This is a genomic window from Pseudomonas sp. DC1.2, from assembly GCF_034351645.1.
Classification (GTDB): domain Bacteria; phylum Pseudomonadota; class Gammaproteobacteria; order Pseudomonadales; family Pseudomonadaceae; genus Aquipseudomonas.
Genome location: NZ_CP133782.1, coordinates 1,100,230 through 1,122,993, shown reverse-complemented (window position 1 = coordinate 1,122,993; position 22,764 = coordinate 1,100,230). Strand labels below are relative to the sequence as shown.

Annotated in this window: 21 protein-coding genes; 6 read left to right on the top strand and 15 right to left on the bottom strand. The window is 58.1% G+C overall.

Annotated elements, in window-relative coordinates:
* The first annotated feature begins 214 nt into the window (after positions 1-214).
* On the top strand, positions 215-1,840 hold the full coding sequence (locus RHM68_RS04955) for a glucan biosynthesis protein D (protein ID WP_322220810.1): 1,626 nt from the start codon (positions 215-217) through the stop codon (positions 1,838-1,840).
* 65 nt (positions 1,841-1,905) lie between these two features.
* On the opposite strand, the gene RHM68_RS04950 is transcribed toward RHM68_RS04955, so the two are convergent.
* The 3 genes from RHM68_RS04950 to RHM68_RS04940 form a co-directional block, all read right to left on the bottom strand.
* On the bottom strand, positions 1,906-3,012 hold the full coding sequence (locus RHM68_RS04950) for an NADH:flavin oxidoreductase/NADH oxidase (RefSeq protein ID WP_322220809.1): 1,107 nt from the start codon (positions 3,010-3,012) through the stop codon (positions 1,906-1,908).
* Between the two features lie 255 nt (positions 3,013-3,267).
* Positions 3,268-4,977: a single-stranded-DNA-specific exonuclease RecJ gene (gene recJ, locus RHM68_RS04945; protein ID WP_322220808.1), complete on the bottom strand. Its 1,710-nt coding sequence runs from the start codon at positions 4,975-4,977 to the stop codon at positions 3,268-3,270.
* A gap of 66 nt (positions 4,978-5,043) precedes the next feature.
* Positions 5,044-5,586, bottom strand: a complete 543-nt coding sequence (locus RHM68_RS04940) for a YaeQ family protein (protein ID WP_322220807.1) — start codon at positions 5,584-5,586, stop codon at positions 5,044-5,046.
* 147 nt (positions 5,587-5,733) lie between these two features.
* On the opposite strand from RHM68_RS04940, the gene RHM68_RS04935 reads away from it, so the two are divergent.
* Both RHM68_RS04935 and RHM68_RS04930 read left to right on the top strand, forming a co-directional pair.
* The gene (locus tag RHM68_RS04935; RefSeq protein WP_322220806.1) at positions 5,734-6,933 is read left to right on the top strand and encodes a CaiB/BaiF CoA-transferase family protein; all 1,200 of its coding nucleotides are present in this window, start codon (positions 5,734-5,736) and stop codon (positions 6,931-6,933) included.
* Complete coding sequence (locus RHM68_RS04930) at positions 6,887-7,840, top strand: TIGR02285 family protein (RefSeq protein ID WP_322223685.1); 954 nt, start codon at positions 6,887-6,889, stop codon at positions 7,838-7,840. The genes RHM68_RS04935 and RHM68_RS04930 overlap by 47 nt, the downstream gene beginning before the upstream one ends.
* A gap of 169 nt (positions 7,841-8,009) precedes the next feature.
* Here the strand turns inward: RHM68_RS04930 and RHM68_RS04925 are convergent, their stop codons facing one another.
* The 12 genes from RHM68_RS04925 to ffh all read right to left on the bottom strand — a co-directional run bounded on the left by RHM68_RS04925 (position 8,010) and on the right by ffh (position 18,921).
* Positions 8,010-8,297 carry a DUF3509 domain-containing protein gene (locus RHM68_RS04925; protein WP_322220805.1) on the bottom strand — a complete coding sequence of 96 codons (288 nt, stop codon included), beginning with the start codon at positions 8,295-8,297 and terminating at the stop codon, positions 8,010-8,012.
* Positions 8,298-8,460: 163 nt separating this feature from the next.
* On the bottom strand, positions 8,461-8,868 hold the full coding sequence (locus tag RHM68_RS04920) for a response regulator (RefSeq protein ID WP_322220804.1): 408 nt from the start codon (positions 8,866-8,868) through the stop codon (positions 8,461-8,463).
* A 117-nt stretch (positions 8,869-8,985) separates the two neighbouring features.
* Entirely contained in the window at positions 8,986-10,359 is a 1,374-nt protein-coding gene (locus RHM68_RS04915; protein ID WP_322220803.1) for a transporter substrate-binding domain-containing protein, read from the bottom strand.
* 120 nt (positions 10,360-10,479) lie between these two features.
* Positions 10,480-11,889: a threonine synthase gene (gene thrC, locus RHM68_RS04910; RefSeq protein ID WP_322220802.1), complete on the bottom strand. Its 1,410-nt coding sequence runs from the start codon at positions 11,887-11,889 to the stop codon at positions 10,480-10,482.
* A 66-nt stretch (positions 11,890-11,955) separates the two neighbouring features.
* A complete protein-coding gene (locus RHM68_RS04905) occupies positions 11,956-13,260 on the bottom strand; it encodes a homoserine dehydrogenase (RefSeq protein ID WP_322223683.1) in 1,305 nt (434 codons plus the stop codon).
* Between the two features lie 134 nt (positions 13,261-13,394).
* The gene (dsbC, locus tag RHM68_RS04900; protein ID WP_322220801.1) at positions 13,395-14,126 is read right to left on the bottom strand and encodes a bifunctional protein-disulfide isomerase/oxidoreductase DsbC; all 732 of its coding nucleotides are present in this window, start codon (positions 14,124-14,126) and stop codon (positions 13,395-13,397) included.
* Between the two features lie 187 nt (positions 14,127-14,313).
* Positions 14,314-15,210, bottom strand: coding sequence for a site-specific tyrosine recombinase XerD (gene xerD, locus RHM68_RS04895; protein WP_322220800.1), 897 nt, complete (start codon positions 15,208-15,210; stop codon positions 14,314-14,316).
* Positions 15,211-15,350: 140 nt separating this feature from the next.
* The gene (gene rplS / locus RHM68_RS04890; protein WP_063322826.1) at positions 15,351-15,701 is read right to left on the bottom strand and encodes a 50S ribosomal protein L19; all 351 of its coding nucleotides are present in this window, start codon (positions 15,699-15,701) and stop codon (positions 15,351-15,353) included.
* Positions 15,702-15,746: 45 nt separating this feature from the next.
* Positions 15,747-16,520: a tRNA (guanosine(37)-N1)-methyltransferase TrmD gene (gene trmD / locus RHM68_RS04885; protein ID WP_178111736.1), complete on the bottom strand. Its 774-nt coding sequence runs from the start codon at positions 16,518-16,520 to the stop codon at positions 15,747-15,749.
* Positions 16,502-17,038, bottom strand: a complete 537-nt coding sequence (gene rimM, locus RHM68_RS04880) for a ribosome maturation factor RimM (protein WP_322220799.1) — start codon at positions 17,036-17,038, stop codon at positions 16,502-16,504. Before rimM ends, trmD begins: the two co-directional genes overlap by 19 nt.
* A gap of 5 nt (positions 17,039-17,043) precedes the next feature.
* Entirely contained in the window at positions 17,044-17,295 is a 252-nt protein-coding gene (gene rpsP, locus RHM68_RS04875; protein ID WP_322220798.1) for a 30S ribosomal protein S16, read from the bottom strand.
* A gap of 249 nt (positions 17,296-17,544) precedes the next feature.
* Entirely contained in the window at positions 17,545-18,921 is a 1,377-nt protein-coding gene (ffh, locus tag RHM68_RS04870) for a signal recognition particle protein (RefSeq protein ID WP_322220797.1), read from the bottom strand.
* A 210-nt stretch (positions 18,922-19,131) separates the two neighbouring features.
* Between ffh and RHM68_RS04865 the strand changes: the two genes are divergently transcribed.
* The 3 genes from RHM68_RS04865 (at position 19,132) to RHM68_RS04855 (ending at position 22,753) form a co-directional block, all read left to right on the top strand.
* Positions 19,132-19,944 carry a cytochrome C assembly family protein gene (locus RHM68_RS04865; RefSeq protein WP_322220796.1) on the top strand — a complete coding sequence of 271 codons (813 nt, stop codon included), beginning with the start codon at positions 19,132-19,134 and terminating at the stop codon, positions 19,942-19,944.
* Between the two features lie 12 nt (positions 19,945-19,956).
* The gene (locus RHM68_RS04860; RefSeq protein WP_322220795.1) at positions 19,957-21,198 is read left to right on the top strand and encodes a transporter associated domain-containing protein; all 1,242 of its coding nucleotides are present in this window, start codon (positions 19,957-19,959) and stop codon (positions 21,196-21,198) included.
* A gap of 238 nt (positions 21,199-21,436) precedes the next feature.
* A complete protein-coding gene (locus tag RHM68_RS04855; RefSeq protein ID WP_322220794.1) occupies positions 21,437-22,753 on the top strand; it encodes an MFS transporter in 1,317 nt (438 codons plus the stop codon).
* Positions 22,754-22,764: the final 11 nt, after the last annotated feature.

Below are 22,764 nucleotides of genomic sequence, written 5' to 3'. Positions count from 1 at the left end.
GAAAATGCTGTGGGAAATGTGAACCATCAAGCAGTGGTAAATCACCGTACCGTCGCGGCGCGACTCCATCATTTTTTCTTCACAAGCGAACGCTTTAAGCTATTTGGCATCTGTTTAAAGTCCGTTGCGTTTGGCCGAAGGCAGGTCCGAACCGTTATTTTTGATCCAGCACGTGCCAGGAACGGCGCGGGATTATTCACGACAGGTTGTCCCTATGCACCGCAGAAATTTGCTTAAAGCGTCCATGGCCATTGCGGCTTACACCGGTCTGTCGGCCACAGGTCTGCTGGCCGCACGGGCCTGGGCCGGGAATGGCGCCGCCGATGGCGAGGCTCTGGCGTTCGACTTTGAAGCGCTGAAGGTTCAGGCGAAACAGCTTGCCGGCAATCACTATCAGGACCGCAAGCAAGTGCTACCGCCGACCCTGGCGACCCTGACACCGCAGAACTTCAACGCGATTCAGTACGACGGTAAGCACTCGCTGTGGAACGACTTGAACGGTCAGTTGGATGTCCAGTTTTTCCATGTCGGCATGGGCTTCAAGCAACCCGTGCGCATGTACAGCGTCGATGCCAAGACGCGTCAGGCCCGGGAAGTGCATTTCCGTCCATCGCTGTTCAATTATGAAAAGACCACAGTCGATACCCAACAGCTCACGGGTGACCTCGGCTTCTCCGGGTTCAAACTGTTCAAGGCGCCGGAACTCGACAGGCATGATGTGCTGTCGTTCCTTGGCGCCAGTTACTTCCGCGCAGTGGATGCCTCCGGCCAGTACGGGCTCTCGGCCCGAGGGCTGGCGATCGATACCTACGCCAGGAAGCGCGAAGAGTTTCCGGATTTCACCCAGTTCTGGTTCGAGACACCGGAGAAGGACAGCACCCGTTTCGTGGTCTATGCCCTGCTCGACTCGCCGAGCGCCACCGGCGCCTACCGTTTTGACATCGATTGCCAGGCCAATCAGGTGGTCATGGGCATCGACGCTCACATCAATGCCCGCACCGCCATTGAACAGCTGGGCATTGCACCGATGACCAGCATGTTCAGCTGCGGCACCCACGAACGGCGCATGTGCGACACCATTCACCCGCAAATCCACGATTCTGATCGCCTGGCCATGTGGCGTGGCAATGGTGAATGGATCTGCCGCCCGCTAAACAACCCGGCAACCCTGCAATTCAATGCGTTCGCTGACACCGACCCCAAAGGGTTCGGACTGGTGCAAACCGACCACGAATTTGCCAGTTATCAGGACACCGTCGATTGGTACAGCAAACGTCCAAGCTTGTGGGTGGAACCTACCACCGCGTGGGGCGAAGGCTCTATCGATCTGCTGGAAATTCCTACAACCGGCGAGACACTGGATAACATCGTCGCCTTCTGGACTCCAAAAAAACCAGTCGCCGCGGGAGACTCACTGAACTACGGCTACAAACTTTACTGGAGCGCCCTGCCGCCGGTTGGTACACCGCTGGCTCGGGTCAATGCGACGCGTTCGGGCATGGGCGGCTTCGTCGAAGGCTGGGCGCCGGGCGAGCATTACCCGCCAGTCTGGGCGCGGCGCTTTGCCGTGGACTTCACGGGTGGAGGTCTCGACCGCTTGCCGGAAGGCGCGGGGATTGAGCCGGTGGTCACGTGTTCCAACGGCGAGGTAAAGGACTTCAACGTATTGGTGCTCGATGACATCAAGGGTTACCGAATTACATTTGACTGGTACCCCACCCATGACAGCGTCGCGCCGGTAGAACTGCGGTTGTTCATTCGCACCCATGACCGGACGTTGAGTGAAACCTGGTTGTATCAGTATTTCCCGCCGGCACCGGATAAGCGTAAATACACCTGAAAGAAAATTGGCGTCTCAGAGAACCAAAAAGCCCCTACCGGGGCTTTTTGTTTTTACAGGGCGGCTCAGTCGCGTAAATCGGACTCATGAATCGGCTGATCCCGATGGGTCGCCCGCTGATACTGAGCCGGCCATACGGCCTTGCGCCCGCCCAAATCATCATCGGCATGCAGCGGCCAGTAAGGATCACGCAACAGCTCACGGGCCAGGAAGATGATGTCGGCCTGACAAGTCCGAAGAATGTGCTCGGCTTGCGCTGGCTCAGTAATCATTCCTACCGTGCCAGTAGCGATGTCTGACTCCTTGCGCACTCGCTCGGCAAAGCGCGTTTGATAACCAGGGCCGACGGGAATCTCGGCGTTCGCCGCGGTTCCTCCGGATGAAACATCGATCAGATCAACGCCCAAGCCCTTCAGCCGCCGCGCCAGCTCGACGGTTTCATCTGGGTTCCAGCCGTCTTCCACCCAATCGGTGGCCGACACCCGCACGAACAACGGCAACTCTTCAGGCCAGACCGCACGAACGGCTTCGGTAACTTGCAGCACCAGCCGAATACGATTTTCAAAGGAACCGCCGTACTGATCGCGCCGCTGGTTGCTCAGAGGCGAAAGAAACTGGTGCAACAGGTAACCGTGGGCTGCGTGTACTTCGACCACTTTGAAACCGGCCGTCAGCGCACGTTTCGCCGATTCGACAAAGGCCTGAATCACCTCGGCAATCTCGGCTTCATCCAATGCTTTGGGAGCGGTGTGCTGGGGATCGAAAGCAATCGACGAAGGGCCGACCGGTGTCCAGCCGCCGTCTTCAACTGTGACGCTGCCATGCTTGCCCAGCCAGGGCCGATGGGTACTGGCCTTACGCCCGGCGTGAGCCAGTTGAATGCCGGCGACCGCCCCTTGAGCGGCGATGAAACGAGTGATGCGTTGCAGCGGCTCGATCTGTTCATCGTTCCACAGGCCAAGATCCTGGGCGGTGATGCGTCCGTCGGCGGTGACCGCCATGGCTTCGGTAAAAATCAGACCGGCGCCACCGACAGCGCGGCTACCGAGATGGACCAAATGCCAGTCATTGGCCAGGCCATTGACGCTGGAGTACTGGCACATGGGCGACACGGCAATGCGATTAGGCAGGGTCAATTGACGAAGGGTATAGGGTTCAAGCAGCAGACTCATGGGGCACCTCTCGAATCAATGGGCAGGCTCCAGGGTTCTGTTTGAAAAGTCGACGAGTGACAGGAAAGGGTGCGGCGCCCACCCCCGTGGGCGAAATATTCGACATGACGTCACAAGGCCAATCAAGCAGTGCTTAGAGCCTAGTCGACAACGGCAGATGAGGGAGGGTTCATAGCGACGCGTCGCGAGGGCATTTTCTTTTGCGCTCTGGCTCGCGCCCACAAGGTTTGCACGGACGTTGTAGGCGCGACGGGCTTAACGCGGCTCGATGTGGGCAATCATCAGTTGCACGGTCTCGTTACCGCGAAACTCGTTAAGGTCGAGCTTGTAGGCCAGTTCCACCCACTTGATGGTCGGGTTCGGCCAAATATCTCGATCAACGCCAAAAGCGATGCCATCCAGTTTCACCGAACCACATTCACTTTTAAGCACCATTTTAAGGTGCCGCTCACCGACAACACGTTGCTCGACCAACTGAAACACCCCATGAAACAGCGGCTCCGGGAAGTGCTGCCCCCACGGTCCAGCGTGGCGCAACGCGCGGGCCAGCTCCAGGTGAAACTCCTCGACCGCCAGCGTGCCATCCGACAGCAGGCGACCGGTCAAGTCCTCTTCGCGCAGTTGCCGACGCACTTCAGCGTCGAAGGCTTCGGCGAACAGTGGGAAATTTGCTTGCGGCAACGTCAGACCGGCCGCCATGGCGTGACCACCGTACTTGCTGATCAGATTCGGATGCTGAGCCGCCACCACGCTCAAGGCGTCGCGAATATGAAACCCCTGAACCGAACGCCCCGAGCCCTTGAGCAAGCCATTGCCTGCATCGGCAAAGGCAATGGTCGGACGGAAATAGCGCTCTTTCATACGCGAAGCAAGGATTCCAATGACGCCTTGGTGCCATTCCGGATCGAACAGGCACAACCCGAACGGCATCGACTCCACTGGCAAATCCTTGAGTTGGGCCAGTGCTTCACGCTGCATGCCCTGTTCGATGGACTTGCGGTCTTGGTTCATGCCGTCAAGTTGCGCCGCCATTTCACGGGCCCCGTCCGCCTCTTCGGTGAGCAGGCATTCAATGCCCAGGCTCATGTCATCCAGACGCCCCGCCGCGTTCAACCGCGGGCCGACAATGAACCCCAGATCGGTGGAAGTGATCCGCGACGGCTCGCGCTTGGCCACTTCAAGGATCGCCTTGATCCCCGGCCGAGCGCGGCCAGCGCGAATACGCTCAAGGCCCTGATGCACCAAAATCCGGTTATTGGCATCCAGCGGCACCACATCGGCGACGCTGCCCAACGCCACCAGGTCCAGCAACTCACCGATGTTCGGCTGTGGCTTATGCTCGTACCAGCCCTGGCTGCGCAAGCGCGCGCGTAGCGCCATCAAGACATAAAAAATCACCCCGACACCGGCCAGTGCCTTGCTCGGAAACTCACAACCGGGCTGGTTCGGATTGACGATGGCATCGGCCAACGGCAGCTCTTCGCCCGGTAAGTGGTGATCGGTTACCAGCACCTGGAGCCCGGCTTTTTTCGCCGCCGCCACGCCTTCGACGCTAGAGATGCCGTTGTCCACGGTGATCAGCAACTGCGGCGTGCGGGTCAGCGCGACTTCAACGATTTCCGGGGTCAGGCCGTAGCCATACTCGAAACGGTTAGGCACCAGATAATCGACGTGGGCCGCACCCAACAGGCGCAAGCCCAGCACGCCGACGGTGCTGGCCGTCGCACCATCGGCGTCGAAGTCACCGACAATCAGAATCCGCTGACGCTGTTCCAACGCGGTCACCAACAGGTCCACCGCAGCATCGATGCCTTTGAGCTGCTGAAACGGAATCAGGCGCGCCAGGCTCTTGTCCAGCTCAGCCTCGCACCGCACCCCCCGCGCCGCATAGAGACGGGTCAACAGCGGCGGCAGATCACCGAGGAATGGCAGAGTATCGGGCAACAGGCGAGGTTCGATGCGCATGGGGTGACAGGTGCTTCTCTTGAATACGTAGGATAAAACCGGGTAACGCAGGGCAACGGCGAAAAATCAGCCGCGCTCGCCGCTCAGCCACTGCAATTGCACTTCATGCTGACCGCGGTCGTCGGTCACGAAAATCGTCCCTTCGCTGATCATTACGTCCCACTTGATGACGCGGGGCATGTCCTTGGCCAGGGTTTCCAGCACGTCCTGAGGCACCGCAGCGATGTGTACGTTTTTCAGGTTTTTGATCGCCGGGATCACTTTGCCCTCCCAGACGCGCAAGCTGCCATACGCCAACAGGCTGGTACGTTCGGTACGGCGTGAGCACCAGGTCAGGCGATCAGCGTCCGGCTGACCAACTTCAATCCAGTGCAGGACGCGGTCATCCAGACTTTTTTCCCACAGGGCAGGTTCATCCACGTCTGACAGACCTCGACCGAAAGACAGCTGCTCGTTGTACCAAAAGGCGTAGGCCAGCAGCCGCACCGTCATGCGCTCTTCGGTTTCCGAAGGATGACGGGCGATGGTCTGCTTCACGCTCTGGTAAACGCTACGATCGAGGTCGGTGAGGTTCAGTTCAAACTTGTAGGTCGTGGACGGCTGGGCCATGAACGGGCTTCTTGATACGAGGAAAGGCGGCAAGTCTAACCGATGCGACCGGTAATCAACGAATTCACGACCATCAACCTTGGGCGGCTGACCGTGGGCTATGTTAAAACGCTCTACCCGTTCAGCCTTCGTCTTACAGGATCCCGTATGCCGCTCACCGGAAAACCGCTCTCAGGCCTGAAAGTCATCGAATTGGGTACGTTGATTGCTGGACCCTTTGCCTCGCGCATTTGCGGGGAGTTCGGTGCCGAAGTCATCAAAATCGAATCTCCCGATGGCGGTGATCCTTTACGCAAATGGCGCAAATTGTATGAAGGCACCTCGCTGTGGTGGTTCGTCCAGGCACGCAACAAAAAGTCTCTGACGTTGAACCTGAAACACCCGGACGGCCTGGCGATTCTGAAAAAACTGCTCAGCGAAGCCGACATCCTGATTGAAAATTTTCGCCCCGGAGTCCTGGAAAAGCTCGGCCTGGGCTGGGATGTCTTGCACGCCTTGAACCCGAAACTGGTGATGGTGCGGCTCTCAGGTTTCGGCCAGACCGGGCCTATGAAGGACCAACCCGGGTTTGGTGCCGTGGGTGAGTCCATGGGCGGCCTGCGTTACATCACCGGGTTTGAGGACCGAGCGCCAGTGCGCACCGGTATTTCCATCGGTGACTCGATTGCCGCGCTGTGGGGCGTAATCGGCGCATTGATGGCCCTGAGGCATCGCGAGGTCAACGGTGGTTTGGGCCAAGTGGTGGATGTGGCGCTGTATGAGGCAATCTTCGCCATGATGGAAAGCATGGTGCCGGAGTTCGATGTCTTCGGTTTCATCCGCGAACGCACCGGTAACATCATGCCGGGCATCACGCCGTCTTCCATTCACACCAGCGCCGACGGTAAACACGTGCAGATCGGTGCCAATGGTGATGCGATCTTCAAACGCTTCATGCTGATCATTGGCCGCGAAGACTTGGCCAATGACCCGGTACTGGCCAGTAACGATGGCCGTGATAACCGTCGCGACGAGCTGTACGGTGTGATCGACCGCTGGGTCAACTCACTGCCGCTGGACACTGTGATCGAGCAACTGAACCTGGCTGATGTCCCGGCCAGCCGCATTTTCAGCGCCGCAGACATGTTCAGCGACCCGCAGTACCTGGCACGGGAAATGTTTCTACAAGCCAAGCTACCTGATGGAAAGGACTTCAAGATGCCCGGAATCGTGCCGAAACTCTCAGCGACACCCGGCACATCCGAGTGGGTCGGACCGCAGCTAGGTGAACACAATGCGCAGCTACTACACGATCTTGGCTATGACGAAGGACAGGTCGCAAAACTGCGTGAAGACGGGGCAATCTAAGCTGAGGCGCCTGCTGTCATCCACCCTCCTTGACAACCGGTGCAGGTGTACCTCAGCGCTTTTTGCGCTACTGGTGGGCCATGCGTCCTCTGTCGGTGCGCAGCCAAAAGAGACATTGATCTGGTTGGTGCGCGACCTGCCGCCAATGACTATTTTTGAAGGCCCGAAAAAAGGCCAGGGCGTGATCGATCATCTGATGCCGTTTTTGATCGCAGGCATGCCGCAATACAACCACACCGTGATACGCGTGAATCGGGCCCGCGGCATCCAGATGCTCCACGAAACAACTTTTACCTGCGACCCCGCACTGATCCGGACTCAGGAACGCGAACAATGGATAGCGTTTTCCACGCCGGCATTTCTTGCTGTGACGAACGGCCTGGTCATTCGTCAGAGCAACCGATCGGCGCTGGCCCCTTATCTGGTTGATGGCGAAGTCGATCTGCCTGCCCTGATGAACAGTGGCAAACAGAAAATCGGCGTAATTGCTGAACGCAGTTACGGCCCCTATTTCGACGCGCTGCTGGAAAAGGCGCCAACCGGCGCGTTGACAGCGCATTACGGTAACGACGCCCTTGGCAGTCTGTTGCAGATGCAGCGCCTTGGAAGATTGCAGATGGTGCTGGGCTACTGGCCGGAAATTCGTTATCAAGCCAGTCACGAAAACATTGGCAACGATGAGCTCGCGTTTTATCCCGTCAAAGGCACGGGCAAGTACCTGCCCGGTTATATCGGTTGCTCCGCGACACCTCAAGGCAAGCAAGCGATCATTGAGATCAATAAGCTGCTAGGCACGCTGCCGCATGACCGACTCAACCAGGCCTATGCCGACTGGCTGGATCCGGAGAGGCGCAGCGACTATCTGGAGGAAGCCAAGGTGTTTTTTGAAAAGCCGGCTGCCCAGTGACAAATCCCGAGCAAAAGAAACCCCGAGAAGTGGGGAGACATCTCGGGGTTAAACGTGGCCTACATAAAGACCAGTAGCAGCAAGCGACAATCACCGGAGCACAATGTTTGATCCTGCTGTTATAACCTCTGACTGACTTTTTCGCGGGAAGGTTCCCACAGAAAACAAATCAATTTCGGCTGGCCAGGATTTTGTCCTGGGCAGCATTGCGCAAAGCAGCAATCACGCAAGGCTCAAGACGTCCTTCGGCAATCAGCACATCACGGTGCAAGCCATCGACGACATCTGTCAGCAACCACTTATCGGTAAGCTGCGCCTGATTGAATGCACGCTCCACCACAATGGCGCCAGCCGCATTCTTCAAAGTCACCAGGCATTCGCCGTGCGCACCCGAAGGGGCGAGCGTAACCTGATACGGGCTCAGAGCCTCACCGAGCAATAGACTGATACTTTCCATCTCGATCACCACTCAATAGTCCGAAAACAAAGTGCCTGGGGCGTGTCTACAGTAAATGACCACTGGCCCGAGAAGAAAGTTCTGGATACCGAGCGCAAACTCCGTCTGCGCTTGGGGTCGGTAGAGCATGCTCTGCAAAGATGACAAAGAAAAAACAGTCTGCTCAAGCCCTGACTTGAATGGCCAAGCCTTGCTGATAGGCGTCCAGCAACCCCCTCATCAACACCGCCGAGACGGGCGAACCCAGATGCCCCAACAACGTTACGTCACTGTAAGCCAGCATGGTTTTCAGCTCCGGCATGGCATGCGACCCCACATTACCCAGCAAAATAAGGGCACGAGCCTCACGGTATTGCGTCAAATGTCGCACCAACGCAATCCCGTCACCGTCACCGAGTTGCGGATCGCACAGAGCGATGTCGACCACGCCCCTGCGGTCCAGCGAACGGAGCGCCGCCGTCATCGAGGGCGCCGTCAGCACGTCGTAGACGCCCATGGCGTTGAACATCTGGTGTAAGGCGATCATCCGAAAAGGATTGTGTTCCAGAATCAGAATTTTTAGCGAACGCATGGGCAGCCTCAGGAGCGACAATCGCGGGTTATCACCGCAGTTGTCACCCACTCTAGGCGAGCGTCCTTCAGCAGCCCATAGGAAAAGTAGCCGCGTGTGATAGGACAATTCCTAAACTCATGACGTGCATCGACAACCGACCAGGGCTCTGCGCTGACCGAGGTCGGTCCACCCCCCAAGCAGTCCTCGCAACTGACCATCTGCACTGTAAAACGGCACCGTCCACTGGTAGATGTCTCTGATGCCGTTATTGAACATCAACTGACGCTCACTGAATCGATTCTTGCGAGTACCCAGTTGGGCCATGAACTCGGCATGCAGCATGTGGGCGGTCTCGGGCGGAAAGAGATCAACCTCAATAAGCTGCCGCCCCTGAACCTGATCGAAGCGGGTCGACAACCCCTCCTCATAGCTTTTGTTGCACATGATCAAACGACCGTCCAGATCCCGAACAAACACCGGGTCGGGCATTGCATCGATCAGCGCATGTTGAAAAGCCAGCTGATCACTCAGGTCTTTTTCGGCGTCGTGACGCTGCTTGATCAGCGCCGCAAGCCGTCGGTTCCAGAGCAGGGACAGCATGCCGAACAGGCTGACAACAACCATCCCCCAGCAGCCCCATTGCGTCACTCGCTGCCACGTAGAAGGTGTTGGAGCGGGGCCGATTCTGTCTAGCCACTTCAGGCGCAGTGCTCGCAACTCGGCAGGCGGAAAGGCCTCCAGCGCCTTGTTAAGGATACTCAGCAACTGTGGCTGCCCCTTGCGTACCGCCAGATGATCAGCCTCCCACTTGCCCTCCACGGTGAGACCAACCCTTAACTGCCCGAGTGGATAGAGCTGCGCTGCTGTTTCGTTCTCGATGGTCGCGTAGGCCTCACCACTTTCCACCAACGCCCGCGACTCGGCGTAGGTCTTGACGGAGCGCAGTTCGATACTCGGATAATCACGCCGGATGGTTTCCTCCAGCGCGTGCCGGGTCGGTAGCACCAACACGCGTTTTGACAACTGCTCCAGCGAATGCAGCAGCGGTGCCCCCGCGCGCCCGACAAGCGCCCAGCCAGAGCCTCCGAACGCATGGCTAAAATCCAGAAACGTCTTGCGCTCCTCATTCATCGCCAGCGTGGTACTCATGCCGGCAGCACCGCTTTCCAGTCGCCCCAGCAACTGGTCGGTGGAAAACGATTCTTCATGCACGAATTGCAGGCCTGTCATCGCACTGATGCGGTTAAGTACATCGTTGTTCAAACCGCTCCACTGCCCCTGATCATCCTTGAACAAGTACAGCGGGTACTGCGCCGACGCAATGATTACGCGGGGGTGTTCACGCACCCACTGCAACTCCGCCGCACTTAGCCCAATCGCGTGGCCTGCAACAGGCGCCCTGGACTCATGTACCACCAATTGTGCCGCCCATCCACACGGCCAAAAGCCCAGGGTGCCCAACAAAAACAACCAGCACACGGCTGATCTAAATCCTCTAAAAAACCGCATTGCCACTTCCTTCGTGATCAACTCGCCCGTCCTTCAAGGGCGGAAACGAGACAAGTGTGGCACGCAGAAACAAGAAAGCCCGTCAGGAGACGGGCTTCAAAATGTGACAGGTTTTTGGGTCTACAAAGGCTTGCCTCGGTTGCCATGCTGACTCACAAAGGCCTGCACGGCTTTCAGGTCATTTGGCAGAACTGTGCAGCGCTCATCTCTCTCAAACAAATCAGAAAGATGTGCAGGTAGCTCAAGTGCTTTTCCTACACCTGCTTTTTCCACTGCGTCCGGAAACTTGACCGGATGCGCCGTCCCCAGGATTACCATCGGGATATCCAGGCTGCGACGGCATTCGCGTGCGGCTTTTACACCGATAGCTGTGTGCGGATCCAGCAGTTCACCGGTCTGCGCGAAAACTTCTGCAATGGTTTCGCAGGTTTGCGCGTTATCCACGGCGAGGGAGTCGAACAGTTTACGGGCTTCGGTCCAACGCTCTTGTTCGACGCTGAAACCACCACCTTGCTTGAAACTGTCCATCAGACCGGCAATCGCGGCGCCGTTGCGACCGTGCAAGTCGAACAAAAGGCGTTCGAAGTTCGACGACACCATGATGTCCATCGAGGGCGACAGGGTCGCGTGCAGCGTTTCTTTGACGTACTGATTGCCACTCATGAAGCGGTGCAGAATGTCGTTGCGGTTAGTGGCGACGATCAACTGGTTGATCGGCAGCCCCATGTTGCGCGCCAGGTAACCGGCAAAAATATCGCCGAAATTGCCGGTCGGCACCGAAAACGATACTGAACGTGCAGGGCCGCCCAGTTGCAGAGCTGCATGGAAGTAGTAAACGATCTGGGCCATGATCCGCGCCCAGTTGATCGAGTTCACCGCGACCAGGCGCGTGCCCTTGAGGAAACTCTGGTCGGCGAAGCTGTTTTTGATCATTTCCTGGCAGTCATCGAAATTGCCTTCGATGGCGATGTTATGGATGTTCTCACCAAAAATGGTGGTCATCTGCCGACGCTGCACTTCGGACACACGGTTGTGCGGGTGCAGGATAAAGATGTCGACGTTATCGCAGTGCTTGCAGCCTTCAATGGCGGCCGAACCGGTATCCCCGGAGGTCGCACCGACGATCACCACACGTTCGCCGCGTTTTTCCAGTACGTAGTCGAGCAAGCGACCGAGCAATTGCAAGGCGAAGTCCTTGAACGCCAGGGTCGGGCCGTGGAACAGTTCCAGCACCCACTCGTTGCCATTCAGCTGACGCAACGGCGCAACGGCGCTGTGGGAAAACACGCCGTAAGTTTCTTCAAGGATTTTTTTGAAATCGGCATCCGGGATACTGCCGGCAACGAACGGGCGCATTACCCGAAAAGCCAGTTCGTGATAAGGCAAACCGGCCCAGGAAGCGATTTCTTCCTGAGTAAAACGTGGCAGGCATTCCGGCACATACAGGCCGCCGTCAGTGGCCAGACCGGCCAGCAGAACGTCTTCGAAATTCAGGGCCGGTGCCTGGCCGCGGGTACTGATATAACGCATGACTGGCTCCAATAGACAGTGTTCGCAAACCCAGGCCCGCACGCGAGCCCGGTGTACGATAACGGCTTAGTTCAGGTGCTCGACACGGATCCGCACGACCGGACCGACCACGCCCGCCAAGGCTTCCAGGGCAGCAATCGCGTCGTTCATGTGCTGTTCCAGCACACGGTGGGTCAAGAGAATCATCGGCACCAGGCCGTCGTGTTCTTCGACTTCCTTCTGCATGATCGATTCGATGTTGATACCGCGCTCCGACAGGATGCTGGCCACTTGAGCCAACACGCCTGGATGATCCTTGGCCTGGATGCGCAGGTAGTAAGCACTTTCGCAGGCTTCGATCGGCAGGATCGGGTGCGCCGACAACGAATCCGGCTGGAAGGCCAGGTGCGGCACCCGATTTTCCGGGTCTGACGTCATGGCACGCACCACGTCCACCAGGTCAGCGATCACCGATGAAGCCGTCGGCTCCATGCCGGCGCCAGCACCGTAGAACAGCGTCGAACCGGCAGCGTCGCCGTTGACCATCACCGCGTTCATCACGCCGTTGACGTTAGCGATCAAACGATCAGCCGGGATCAGCGTCGGGTGTACACGCAACTCGATACCGGCCGCGGTGCTGCGCGCCACGCCCAGGTGCTTGATGCGATAGCCCAAGGCTTCGGCGTAGTTCACGTCGGCGGTGGTCAGCTTGGTGATGCCTTCGGTGTAGGCCTTGTCGAATTGCAGCGGGATACCGAAGGCGATAGACGCCAGAATCGTCAGCTTGTGCGCGGCATCGATACCTTCAACGTCAAAGGTCGGGTCGGCTTCGGCGTAACCCAGCGCTTGCGCCTCGGCGAGAACGTCTTCGAAGGCGCGGCCCTTCTCACGCATTTCGGTGAGGATGAAATTGCCGGTGCCGTTGATGATGCCGGCAACCCAGTTGATGCGGTTAGCGGACAAGCCCTCGCGGATCGCCTTGATCACCGGGATGCCACCGGCCACTGCGGCTTCGAACGCAACGATCACGCCCTTCTCGCGCGCCTTGGCGAAAATTTCATTACCGTGAACGGCGATCAGTGCCTTGTTCGCGGTGACCACGTGTTTTCCGTTCTCGATCGCTTTGAGTACCAGCTCGCGGGCAACGATGTAGCCGCCCACCAGCTCAATAACGATATCGATCTCAGGGTTCGTGGCCACTTCGAAGACATCGTTGGTAATCGCAATACCGGTCGTCTGGAACTGAGGCTTTGGCGTGCGCGTGGCAATTTGTGCCACTTCGATTCCACGCCCGGCACGACGAGCAATTTCCTCGGCGTTGCGCTGAAGTACGTTGAAGGTTCCGCCACCGACGGTCCCTAACCCACAGATGCCTACTTTGACCGGTTTCACTGTGAACTCCCCATAAAACGGCCGACTCAAGGTCGGCCGTGAAAACAACCGCATGCACGCGGCTCTCTATTGATGACGCGACGCACGCTGGCGCCGAACCATGATCGTCAAAGGCTGACCGTGACGATACGAAATTATTTCGCGCCCAGCGCCAGTTTGGCGACTTGTGGTGCAGGCTGGTAGCCCGGAATGACCTGGCCGTCGGCCAAAACGATGGCCGGTGTACCGTTCACCCCAATCGACTGACCCAAAGCGAACTGCTTGGAAACCGGGTTATCGCATTTGGCGGCCTTGATTTCCTTGCCGTTGACCATCTGGTCCATCGCGGCTTTCTTGTCCTTGGAGCACCAGACGGCTTGCAGTTGTTCGTCGCCCGGCGAGCCCAGGCCCTGGCGTGGGAACGCCACATAACGCACTTCGATACCGCGCTTGTTCAGCTCTGGCACTTCGGCGTGCAGTTTGTGGCAGTACGGGCACGTGGTGTCGGTGAACACGGTGATGTGCGACTTGGTTTCACCGATAGCCGGGTAGACCACGGTGTCTGCGACCGGAATCTCGTTGATCAGTTTGGAAATACCCAGGCGTTCGGCCTTCTCGGTCAGGTTGACCGGTTTGCCGTCCTTGAGCTGGAACAGGTAGCCCTGGACGATGTACTGGCCATCAGCAGTGGCGTATAGCACGCGGCTGCCCTTGAGCTTGACTTCGTACATACCCGGCAAAGGGCTGGCGGAGATGCTTTCGACCGGTACGTCGAGCTGGAGGTTTTCCAGGCTTTTACGAATGGCTTTGTCGGCCGCATCATCGGCGACGGCAAAGGTGCTGACCAACGCAATAGCGGCGGCGGCGAAAATAGGGGTCAGACGCATGAGAACTCCTGAGGACGGTCAAATGGGACGGTCAGAACGCCCGTGCCGAAACACCGGGTCATAACCGCCCATCTTGCAAACCGGCAAAGCCTACCACATAAGGCCCCTGTGGCCGAATGCGCCTGACGCAAGACCCCGAGAGGTGGGAAATCATCAGCGCGCCCCACAAACGCTCACCTCACAGGCGTCAGCCGCGTGGGTGATGTTTGGCGTGCAAGTCTTGTAGACGCGCACGGGCAACGTGGGTGTAAATCTGGGTCGTCGACAGGTCACTGTGACCGAGCAGCATCTGTACCACCCGTAAGTCAGCGCCGTGGTTGAGCAAGTGCGTGGCAAAGGCGTGGCGCAAGGTGTGCGGTGACAGCGATTTACCGATTCCCGCGACCTTGGCCTGATGCTTGATGCGATGCCAGAACGTCTGCCGGGTCATCTGCTCACCGCGCAGGCTGGGAAACAGCACATCGCTGGGGCGTCCGCCGAGCAGTTCGCCACGCGCATCGCGCATATAGCGCTCGACCCAGACAATCGCTTCCTCTCCCATCGGCACCAACCGCTCTTTGCTGCCCTTGCCCATTACTCGCAACACCCCTTGTCGCAAGTTCACTTGTTCCAGCGTCAAACTGATCAGTTCTGTCACCCGCAAACCGCACGCGTACAACACTTCAAGCATGGCGCGATCACGCTGGCCGATGGCTTCGCTCAAATCAGGGGCCTTCAGCAGTGCGTCAACATCTGCCTCCGACAAAGACTTGGGAAGCGGCCTACCGAGCTGCGGCATATCTATGCGCAGCGTCGGATCGACGGCAATCAGCTTTTCCCGCAGCAGATAACGATAGAAACCCCGCACCCCGGAGAGAAAGCGCGCCGTTGAGCGCGGTTGGTAGTTTTGCTCAAGACGCCAGGCCAGGTGATCAAGGATCAGCTCGCGACCCGCGTTGATAAGCTCCAGGTTCTTTTCCTGCATCCAGCCATTGAACAAGGCCAAGTCGCTGCGATAAGCGTCGCGGGTGTTATCGGACAGGCCTTTTTCCAGCCACAGGGCGTCGAGGAACTGGTCTATCAGCGGATGATCGATGGCGGGCATAAAGGCTCAGGTAAACAAGCAACAGGAAAGTGGCGGACAGTCTTTCACAGCCCATACGCTCACGGAACCGTTGCACGTATAAATCGAGGACAACAAAAAAGCAGCCCGCAGGCTGCTTTTTTTTGCATCGGAAGCTGGACTTAAGCCAGTTTTTCCTTGATGCGAGCTGCTTTACCGGACAGGTCACGCAGGTAGTACAGCTTGGCTTTACGCACGTCACCGCGACGTTTAACGGCCATGCTGTCGATTTGCGGGCTGTAGGTCTGGAAAGTACGCTCTACGCCAACACCGTTGGAGATTTTACGAACGGTGAAAGCACTGTTTACGCCGCGGTTACGCTTGGCGATAACAACACCTTCGAACGCTTGCAGACGCGAACGGTCGCCTTCCTTCACTTTCACCTGAACGACAACAGTGTCGCCCGGGGCAAAGGTAGGGATCTCTTTGGTCATCTGCTCTGCTTCGAGTGCAAGGATGATTTTGTTAGTCATGCTGTGCTCCTAAGGTAAATCGTCGGATCTACCATCGATACGTTGTTAACTATCGTCCCGCTCGCGGATGTATTCCTCGAGCAGCTTCTTCTCTTCTCCAGAAAGCGAGCGGCTTTCCAGAAGATCGGCGCGTCGTTCAAAGGTCCTACCAAGGGACTGCTGTAAACGCCAACGCCGGATATGCGCGTGATTGCCACTTAGCAACACGTCGGGAACACGCTGATCCGCATACACCTCCGGTCGGGTGTAGTGCGGGCAATCCAGCAGACCATCCGTAAAGGAATCTTCCTCGGCGGAGTCCGCATGCCCTAAAGCTCCGGGCAGCAGCCGTGTAACCGCATCGATCAGGACCATCGCCGGCAGCTCGCCGCCAGACAGTACATAGTCGCCAATCGACCACTCTTCATCGACATGAGCTTCAATAAAACGCTCGTCAATGCCTTCATAGCGACCAGCAATCAGGATCAATGCATCCAGATTCGCCAACTCGCGTACCGCCGACTGATTCAGTTGACGGCCTTGGGGGGACAAGTAAATAACCTTCGCCGCCTCCCCGGCTGCTGCTTTGGCCTGAACCAGAGCGTCTTCCAGGGGTTTGATCTTCATCACCATGCCCGGACCACCGCCAAATGGGCGATCGTCCACAGTGTGATGTCGATCCGTCGTGTAGTCTCGCGGATTCCAACAGGTGAGCTGCAACAGCCCCTGTTTCACCGCACGACTGGTGATGCCGTACTCGCTGATGGCGGAGAACATCTCGGGAAACAAACTGATCACTTCTACGCGCAAATTAGCCACGCTTAGAAGTCCGCATCCCATTCCACCTTCATCTCGCCTGCGGCAAGGTCAACGGCCAACACGCATTGCTCCGTATAGGGCAACAGGCGTTCGCGATCATCCAGGCTCCCAGCGTAAGGCTTGACCACCATGACATCATTGGCGCCGGTTTCCAGAAGGTGATCGATCTTCCCGAGCAATTGCCCGAGTTGGTCAATGACCTTCAGACCTTCGAGCTGGTACCAGTAGTACTCGCCGTCGGTCAATTCAGGGAACAGGTTGCGCGGCACGCAGATCTCATAACCGGCCAGAAGACGAGCTTCTTCACGGTCATCAAGATCCTTGAGCTTTGCGACCAGGAACTTGTCGTTCCCTCGTCCGCTGACCAGCTCAACCTGCTTAACATTACCTTCGCGCTTGAGCGTCCAGGTTTTGTACTGCAACAGGTTTTCAGTCGGATCAGTAAAGGAGTAAACCTTCACTTCGCCGCGAACGCCGTGAACAGAATAAATCTTGCCGATAACGATCAAATCATCAGCAATGGCTGGCGTCGCGTTCATATTGCTCAGGCCGCAGCCTTAGCAGAATCCTTCAACAACTGAGCAACGCGCTCAGAAGGTTGTGCACCAACGCTCAGCCAGTAGGCTACGCGCTCTTGGTTCACGGACAGACGGATTTCTTGACCACGAGCAACAGGGTTGAAGAAACCAACCTGTTCCTTGTGCGAACCGTCGCGCGGGTTGCGGCTGTCGGTTACGGTCAAGTGGTAAAACGGGCGCTTTTTGGAGCCGCCAAGGGCAAGACGGATTGTTAGCATGTGAACATCGTTCCTGTAGTCGGTGCTGCAAATCTAAAGCCACAGCGGGCATAGGTGCCCGAAAGGCCGCATATTCTAAGTAATATCCGGACTTTTGCAAATGTCTTTTTCCGGTGGCCTATCGGCCGCCATCAAGATTTGCTATAGAGCCGTCGTTGAAAACGGCCAGTCAGCTCCCGCCAAGCGCGGGTTTGCTGGAGATTCCACATTGCTGTGGGGCTGCGCCGACATGACTGCCGACGCGGATTTTTAACGCTTAGGCATACCGCCGCCGGGCAACATACCGCCCATGCCGCGCATCATTTTGGCCATTCCACCTTTGGCGGAAAACTTTTTCATCATCTTCTGCATCTGCTTGTGCTGCTTGATCAAGCGACCGATGTCCTGCACCTGAGTGCCGGAGCCCATGGAAATCCGACGTTTGCGCGAACCGCTGATCAGGTCAGGGTCACGGCGCTCGGCCGGGGTCATGGAGTTGATGATGGCTTCCATCTGCTTGAACTGCTTCTCTGCCGCGCTCTGAGCATTGCCCATTTGCGCCAGGTTCACGCCGCCCATGCTTGGCAACTTGTCCATGAGGCCGCCGAGGCCACCCATGTTTTTCATCTGTTGCAACTGATCGCGGAAGTCTTCGAGATCGAAGCCCTTGCCCTTCTTCAGCTTCTTGGCCAGTTTTTCGGCCTTGTCCTTGTCGAGTGTCTGTTCAGCCTGTTCGATCAGACTGAGCACGTCCCCCATGCCAAGGATGCGCGAGGCAATACGCTCAGGGTGGAACGGTTCGAGCGCTTCGCTCTTCTCGCCCATACCAATGAACTTGATCGGCTTACCGGTGATGGCGCGGACCGACAACGCGGCACCGCCACGGGCATCGCCATCGACCTTGGTCAGGATCACACCGGTCAGCGGCAGCGCATCACCGAAGGCCTTGGCCGTGTTGGCGGCGTCCTGACCGGTCATTGCGTCGACCACGAACAGTGTTTCTACCGGGTTGATCGCGGCATGCAACGCCTTGATCTCGCCCATCATCTCTTCGTCGATGTGTAGACGACCGGCGGTATCGACGATCACCACATCAATGAATTTGAGCCTGGCTTCTTTAATAGCCGCTTGCGCGATGTCGACCGGCTTCTGGCTCAGGTCTGACGGGAAGAAGGTCACGCCGACTTCGGCGGCCAGCATTTCCAGTTGTTTGATCGCCGCTGGACGATAAACGTCAGCGGACACAACCATGACACTCTTCTTTTTGCGCTCTTTAAGGAAGCGCGCAAGCTTGCCGGCGGTAGTAGTTTTACCCGCGCCCTGCAAACCAGCCATCAATACAACCGCCGGTGGAACGGCACTCAGGTTCAAGTCTTCGTTGGCCGCGCCCATCAGGCTTTCAAGCTCGGCCTGGACGATCTTCACGAACGCCTGGCCTGGCGTCAGGCTGCGCGACACCTCGGTGCCGACTGCACGTTCCTTGACCGAATTGACGAAGTCCTTGACCACCGGCAGGGCGACGTCGGCTTCAAGCAACGCCATGCGCACTTCGCGCAGGGTGTCTTTAATATTGTCCTCGGTCAGCTTGGCCTTGCCGGTGACATGGCGCAGCGTCTGCGAGAGACGGTCGGTTAAGTTTTCAAACATTGCGCGATCCTTTCAGGCCCTGTGTAGACCGAGGTAATGGCGGCCCAGCCCGTGAAAAACAATCGCTGGGCGAGCCTGCGGCGTGGGCAGGTCGCGGATTATAGCGAAGACTGCGGCTGGCGGACACCTCGCTGTCAGGTTGTATAGTCTTTCGTGCCATGTGGGTTCTATGCCAAACTCAGCGCCTTTCGGGCTTGCCTAACAGGATTTATGCTCCCCTTGTCACCCAGTTTGCTGACCTCTCTCGCCGCCGCCTGCTTATATGCCGCTGCGACCCTCTATCAGGGCACACGCCTGGCCAACGGCGCCAAGGTGAACAAGCGCCTGCTGGTTACGCTCGGCATCCTCGCCGTGCTCGCCCACAGCGCCAGCTTGTTCGCCCATTTGCGGACGCCGATCGGCCTGGGCCTGGACTTCTTCAGCGCCGCCAGCCTGATCGCCGCTGCGGTCATCGCGTTGACGCTGCTGGCCTGCTCCAGAATTCCGGTCGAGAACCTGCTGGTCTTGCTGTTCCCGTTAGGGGCTGCAACGGTGCTTCTGGCACAGTTCGCCCCGGCTGGCACGGTGCAGATCATCGATGAAGAGCCGGGCATTCTCGCGCACATCCTGCTGTCGATCCTCGCCTACGGCATGTTCACCATCGCGGTGTTCCAGGCCCTGCTGCTGCTGGTGCAAGATCACCAACTCAAAAACAAGCACCCATCCGGCCTGATCAAGAACTTCCCTCCGCTGCAAACCATGGAAAGTCTGTTGTTCGGCTTCCTCTGGGCCGGCTGGAGCCTGCTGTCGCTGTCGCTGCTCTCTGGCTGGCTGTTCGTCGAGAACCTGTTCGCCCAGCACTTGGTACACAAGACGTTGTTGGCCTGCCTGGCCTGGATTGTCTTCAGCGTACTGCTGTGGGGGCGCACCCGCCTAGGCTGGCGTGGACACAAGGCTATCCGCTGGACCCTCGCCGGTTTCTGCCTGCTGATGCTGGCGTATTTCGGCAGCAAGCTGGTCCGTGAATACATCCTGCACATCTGACGGGCGGCATTAATGGACGACTTGCCCATAGGGCCAATGCTCACAGTGGTGGCTCTGCTGATTTTATGGTCGGGGTTATTTACCGCCGTCGAAGTCGCGCAGCAGCACCTGCTGGCGCAACGCACCGCTTCGCGTGCCAGCGACAAGCCGGTGGCAAAACTGAGTTTTCCGCTCAACAGCCTGATCCTGTGCAACACCCTCTGCCGGGCGATGGCGATGGTCATCAGCACCCTGCTGGCGGTGTTTACCTGGGCCCAGAACGGTCCATGGGTGGCCGCTCTCGGTGCTGGCGCGATCCTGCTGGTGTTTGCCGACTATCTGCCGCGCACCCTGGCCCTGCGCTTTCCGGATGCAGTCCTGGCCCTGGGCAATACCTTGCTCGGTGCGCCGCTAAAAATAATCTATCCGATCGCCTGGCTGATCAGTGGCATCAGCCAGTTGCTGATGCGACCGTTCGCCCGCAAAGTCAAAATCGTGCAACAGAGCGAAGACGAAGCACCGGTTGATCGCCACGACGATCACGAACAGGCCGCCAGCCGTGCCCACCCACTGTCGGGCATCCACGCGCTGGACAACATCACGGTCAATGACATCCTGGTGCCACGCAGTGACGTCGACGGCATTAACCTCGACGACACCATCGAAGAGATCATCGAGCAACTGCGCAAAAACCGACGCACTCGCCTGCCGGTGTTCCATAGCGATATCAATCAGGTCGAAGCGGTGCTCAACACCCGACAGATCCGCCACCTGCTACCGGATGCCAGCCTGACCTTAGAAGCACTGCTGGCAGCCAGCCACGAACCGTACTTCGTACCGGAAAGCACCCCGCTGCAATTGCAGTTGCTGAATTTTCACAAACAGCAGCGACGCCTGGGCATGGTGGTGGATGAATACGGCGAAGTGCTGGGCATCGTGACCCTGGAAGATATTCTCGAAGAAATCGTCGGCGAGTTCGAAAGCGAGCACAGCCTGGACAACCCGCACATCCACCCACAGGCCGATGGCCGACTGGTGATCGATGGGGCGGCGTCGATTCGCGAATTGAACAAGAGCCTGGGCTGGCACCTGCCCAGCGACGGTCCGAAAACCCTGAACGGGTTAGTGACCGAAGCACTGGAAACCATTCCGGACAGCGCGGTATGCCTGAAAATCGGGCGTTATCGGCTGGAGATTCTGGAAACCGAGGACAACCGGGTCAGCCGCGTGCTGATCTGGCATACCAGTTCGGTTGCGGCACTCTCCAAAACCTGACGCACCCTTGTGGCCAATGGGCAACCCAGTGCCTGGCATTGGGTTACCCCGACACCCCTAAAGACCTCGCCAATCCCAAGCCCCTTGTTGAATCTCTAGCCGCCTTCCTATAATCGAGCCACTTACCCAAGCACCACCCTCCCCACCGTGCTACCCGCACACCGCGTTAAACCCACATCCCTGGGTGTTCGACCATAATAATTCGCTCCATTGGAGCATGACTGTCAGGGATCACCGCATGACCACCAGCACCGCTTACAGCGACACTGCGTCTGTCCAGCCGACGAACTCCGCCACCCGAGTGGCCACCGCAAGCTTCATCGGCACCGCCATCGAGTTCTACGATTTCTACGTCTATGCCACCGCTGCCGCGTTGGTGATCGGGCCGGTGTTCTTTGCGCAGACGTCCGGCACGGCACAGATGCTCTCGGCGTTTCTCACGTTCGGCATTGCCTTCCTTGCACGACCGCTGGGCTCGGCGCTGTTCGGCCACTTTGGTGACCGTATCGGCCGTAAATCGACCCTGGTCGCTTCGTTGCTGCTGATGGGCGTATGCACCACGCTGATCGGCGTGTTGCCCGGTTACGACAGCATTGGCGCCTGGGCGCCGATTCTGCTTTGCGTGCTGCGCTTCGGCCAAGGCCTGGGGTTAGGCGGTGAATGGGGTGGCGCGGCGCTGTTGGCGACCGAGAATGCCCCCAAAGGCAAGCGCGCCTGGTTCGGCATGTTTCCGCAACTTGGCCCTTCGATTGGCTTTCTGGCGGCCAACGGTCTGTTCCTGACCCTGGCCATGACCCTGAACGACGAGCAGTTCCGCGCCTGGGGCTGGCGGATTCCGTTCCTGCTCAGTGCCGTGCTGGTGATGGTGGGCCTGTATGTGCGTCTCAAGCTCCACGAAACCCCGGTATTTGCTAACGCAATGGCCCGCCAGGAGCGAGTGAAGATTCCGCTGGTCGAGCTGCTCAGCCAATACTGGGCGCCGATGTTGCTGGGGGCCGGGTCGATGGTGGTGTGCTACGCGCTGTTCTATATCTCAACGGTGTTTTCACTGAGTTACGGCGTATCGACACTCGGCTACACGCGTGAAACCTTCCTCGAGCTGCTGTGCTTTGCCGTGCTGTTCATGGCAGCAGCGACCCCGCTGTCGGCCTGGGCCAGCGACCGTTACGGACGTAAACCGGTGTTGATCGTCGGTGGCGTGTTGGCGATTCTGTCCGGTTTTTTGATGGAACCGCTGCTGACCCACGGCACAACCTGGGGCGTGGCGCTGTTCCTGTGCATCGAGCTGTTTTTGATGGGCGTGACATTTGCGCCGATGGGCGCCCTGCTGCCGGAGCTTTTCCCGACCCACGTTCGCTACACCGGTGCCTCGGCGGCGTATAACCTGGGTGGCATTGTTGGCGCCTCGGCGGCACCGTTCTTTGCGCAGAAACTGGTGGCGATGGGCGGTTTGAGTTACGTCGGCGGGTATGTGTCGGGGGCGGCGGTGCTGAGCTTGATAGCGGTGCTGTGCCTGAAGGAAACGCGTCACAACGATTTGAATCGGGTGGCGTGATAGACCGCCAT

Bases quoted from the DNA above. Each gene is read 5' to 3' on its own strand.
- rplS (WP_063322826.1), bottom strand. From the start codon at position 15,701: ATGACTAACAAAATCATCCTTGCACTCGAAGCAGAGCAGATGACCAAA.
- dsbC (WP_322220801.1), bottom strand. From the start codon at position 14,126: ATGCGTCTGACCCCTATTTTCGCCGCCGCCGCTATTGCGTTGGTCAGC.
- RHM68_RS04935 (WP_322220806.1), top strand. From the start codon at position 5,734: ATGCCGCTCACCGGAAAACCGCTCTCAGGCCTGAAAGTCATCGAATTG.
- RHM68_RS04955 (WP_322220810.1), top strand. From the start codon at position 215: ATGCACCGCAGAAATTTGCTTAAAGCGTCCATGGCCATTGCGGCTTAC.
- RHM68_RS04950 (WP_322220809.1), bottom strand. From the start codon at position 3,012: ATGAGTCTGCTGCTTGAACCCTATACCCTTCGTCAATTGACCCTGCCT.
- RHM68_RS04940 (WP_322220807.1), bottom strand. From the start codon at position 5,586: ATGGCCCAGCCGTCCACGACCTACAAGTTTGAACTGAACCTCACCGAC.
- RHM68_RS04930 (WP_322223685.1), top strand. From the start codon at position 6,887: ATGACGAAGGACAGGTCGCAAAACTGCGTGAAGACGGGGCAATCTAAG.
- rimM (WP_322220799.1), bottom strand. From the start codon at position 17,038: ATGAACGCGACGCCAGCCATTGCTGATGATTTGATCGTTATCGGCAAG.
- rpsP (WP_322220798.1), bottom strand. From the start codon at position 17,295: ATGCTAACAATCCGTCTTGCCCTTGGCGGCTCCAAAAAGCGCCCGTTT.
- trmD (WP_178111736.1), bottom strand. From the start codon at position 16,520: ATGGGATGCGGACTTCTAAGCGTGGCTAATTTGCGCGTAGAAGTGATC.
- RHM68_RS04855 (WP_322220794.1), top strand. From the start codon at position 21,437: ATGACCACCAGCACCGCTTACAGCGACACTGCGTCTGTCCAGCCGACG.
- recJ (WP_322220808.1), bottom strand. From the start codon at position 4,977: ATGCGCATCGAACCTCGCCTGTTGCCCGATACTCTGCCATTCCTCGGT.
- RHM68_RS04860 (WP_322220795.1), top strand. From the start codon at position 19,957: ATGGACGACTTGCCCATAGGGCCAATGCTCACAGTGGTGGCTCTGCTG.
- xerD (WP_322220800.1), bottom strand. From the start codon at position 15,210: ATGCCCGCCATCGATCATCCGCTGATAGACCAGTTCCTCGACGCCCTG.
- RHM68_RS04915 (WP_322220803.1), bottom strand. From the start codon at position 10,359: ATGCGGTTTTTTAGAGGATTTAGATCAGCCGTGTGCTGGTTGTTTTTG.
- RHM68_RS04920 (WP_322220804.1), bottom strand. From the start codon at position 8,868: ATGCGTTCGCTAAAAATTCTGATTCTGGAACACAATCCTTTTCGGATG.
- ffh (WP_322220797.1), bottom strand. From the start codon at position 18,921: ATGTTTGAAAACTTAACCGACCGTCTCTCGCAGACGCTGCGCCATGTC.
- thrC (WP_322220802.1), bottom strand. From the start codon at position 11,889: ATGCGTTATATCAGTACCCGCGGCCAGGCACCGGCCCTGAATTTCGAA.
- RHM68_RS04865 (WP_322220796.1), top strand. From the start codon at position 19,132: ATGCTCCCCTTGTCACCCAGTTTGCTGACCTCTCTCGCCGCCGCCTGC.
- RHM68_RS04925 (WP_322220805.1), bottom strand. From the start codon at position 8,297: ATGGAAAGTATCAGTCTATTGCTCGGTGAGGCTCTGAGCCCGTATCAG.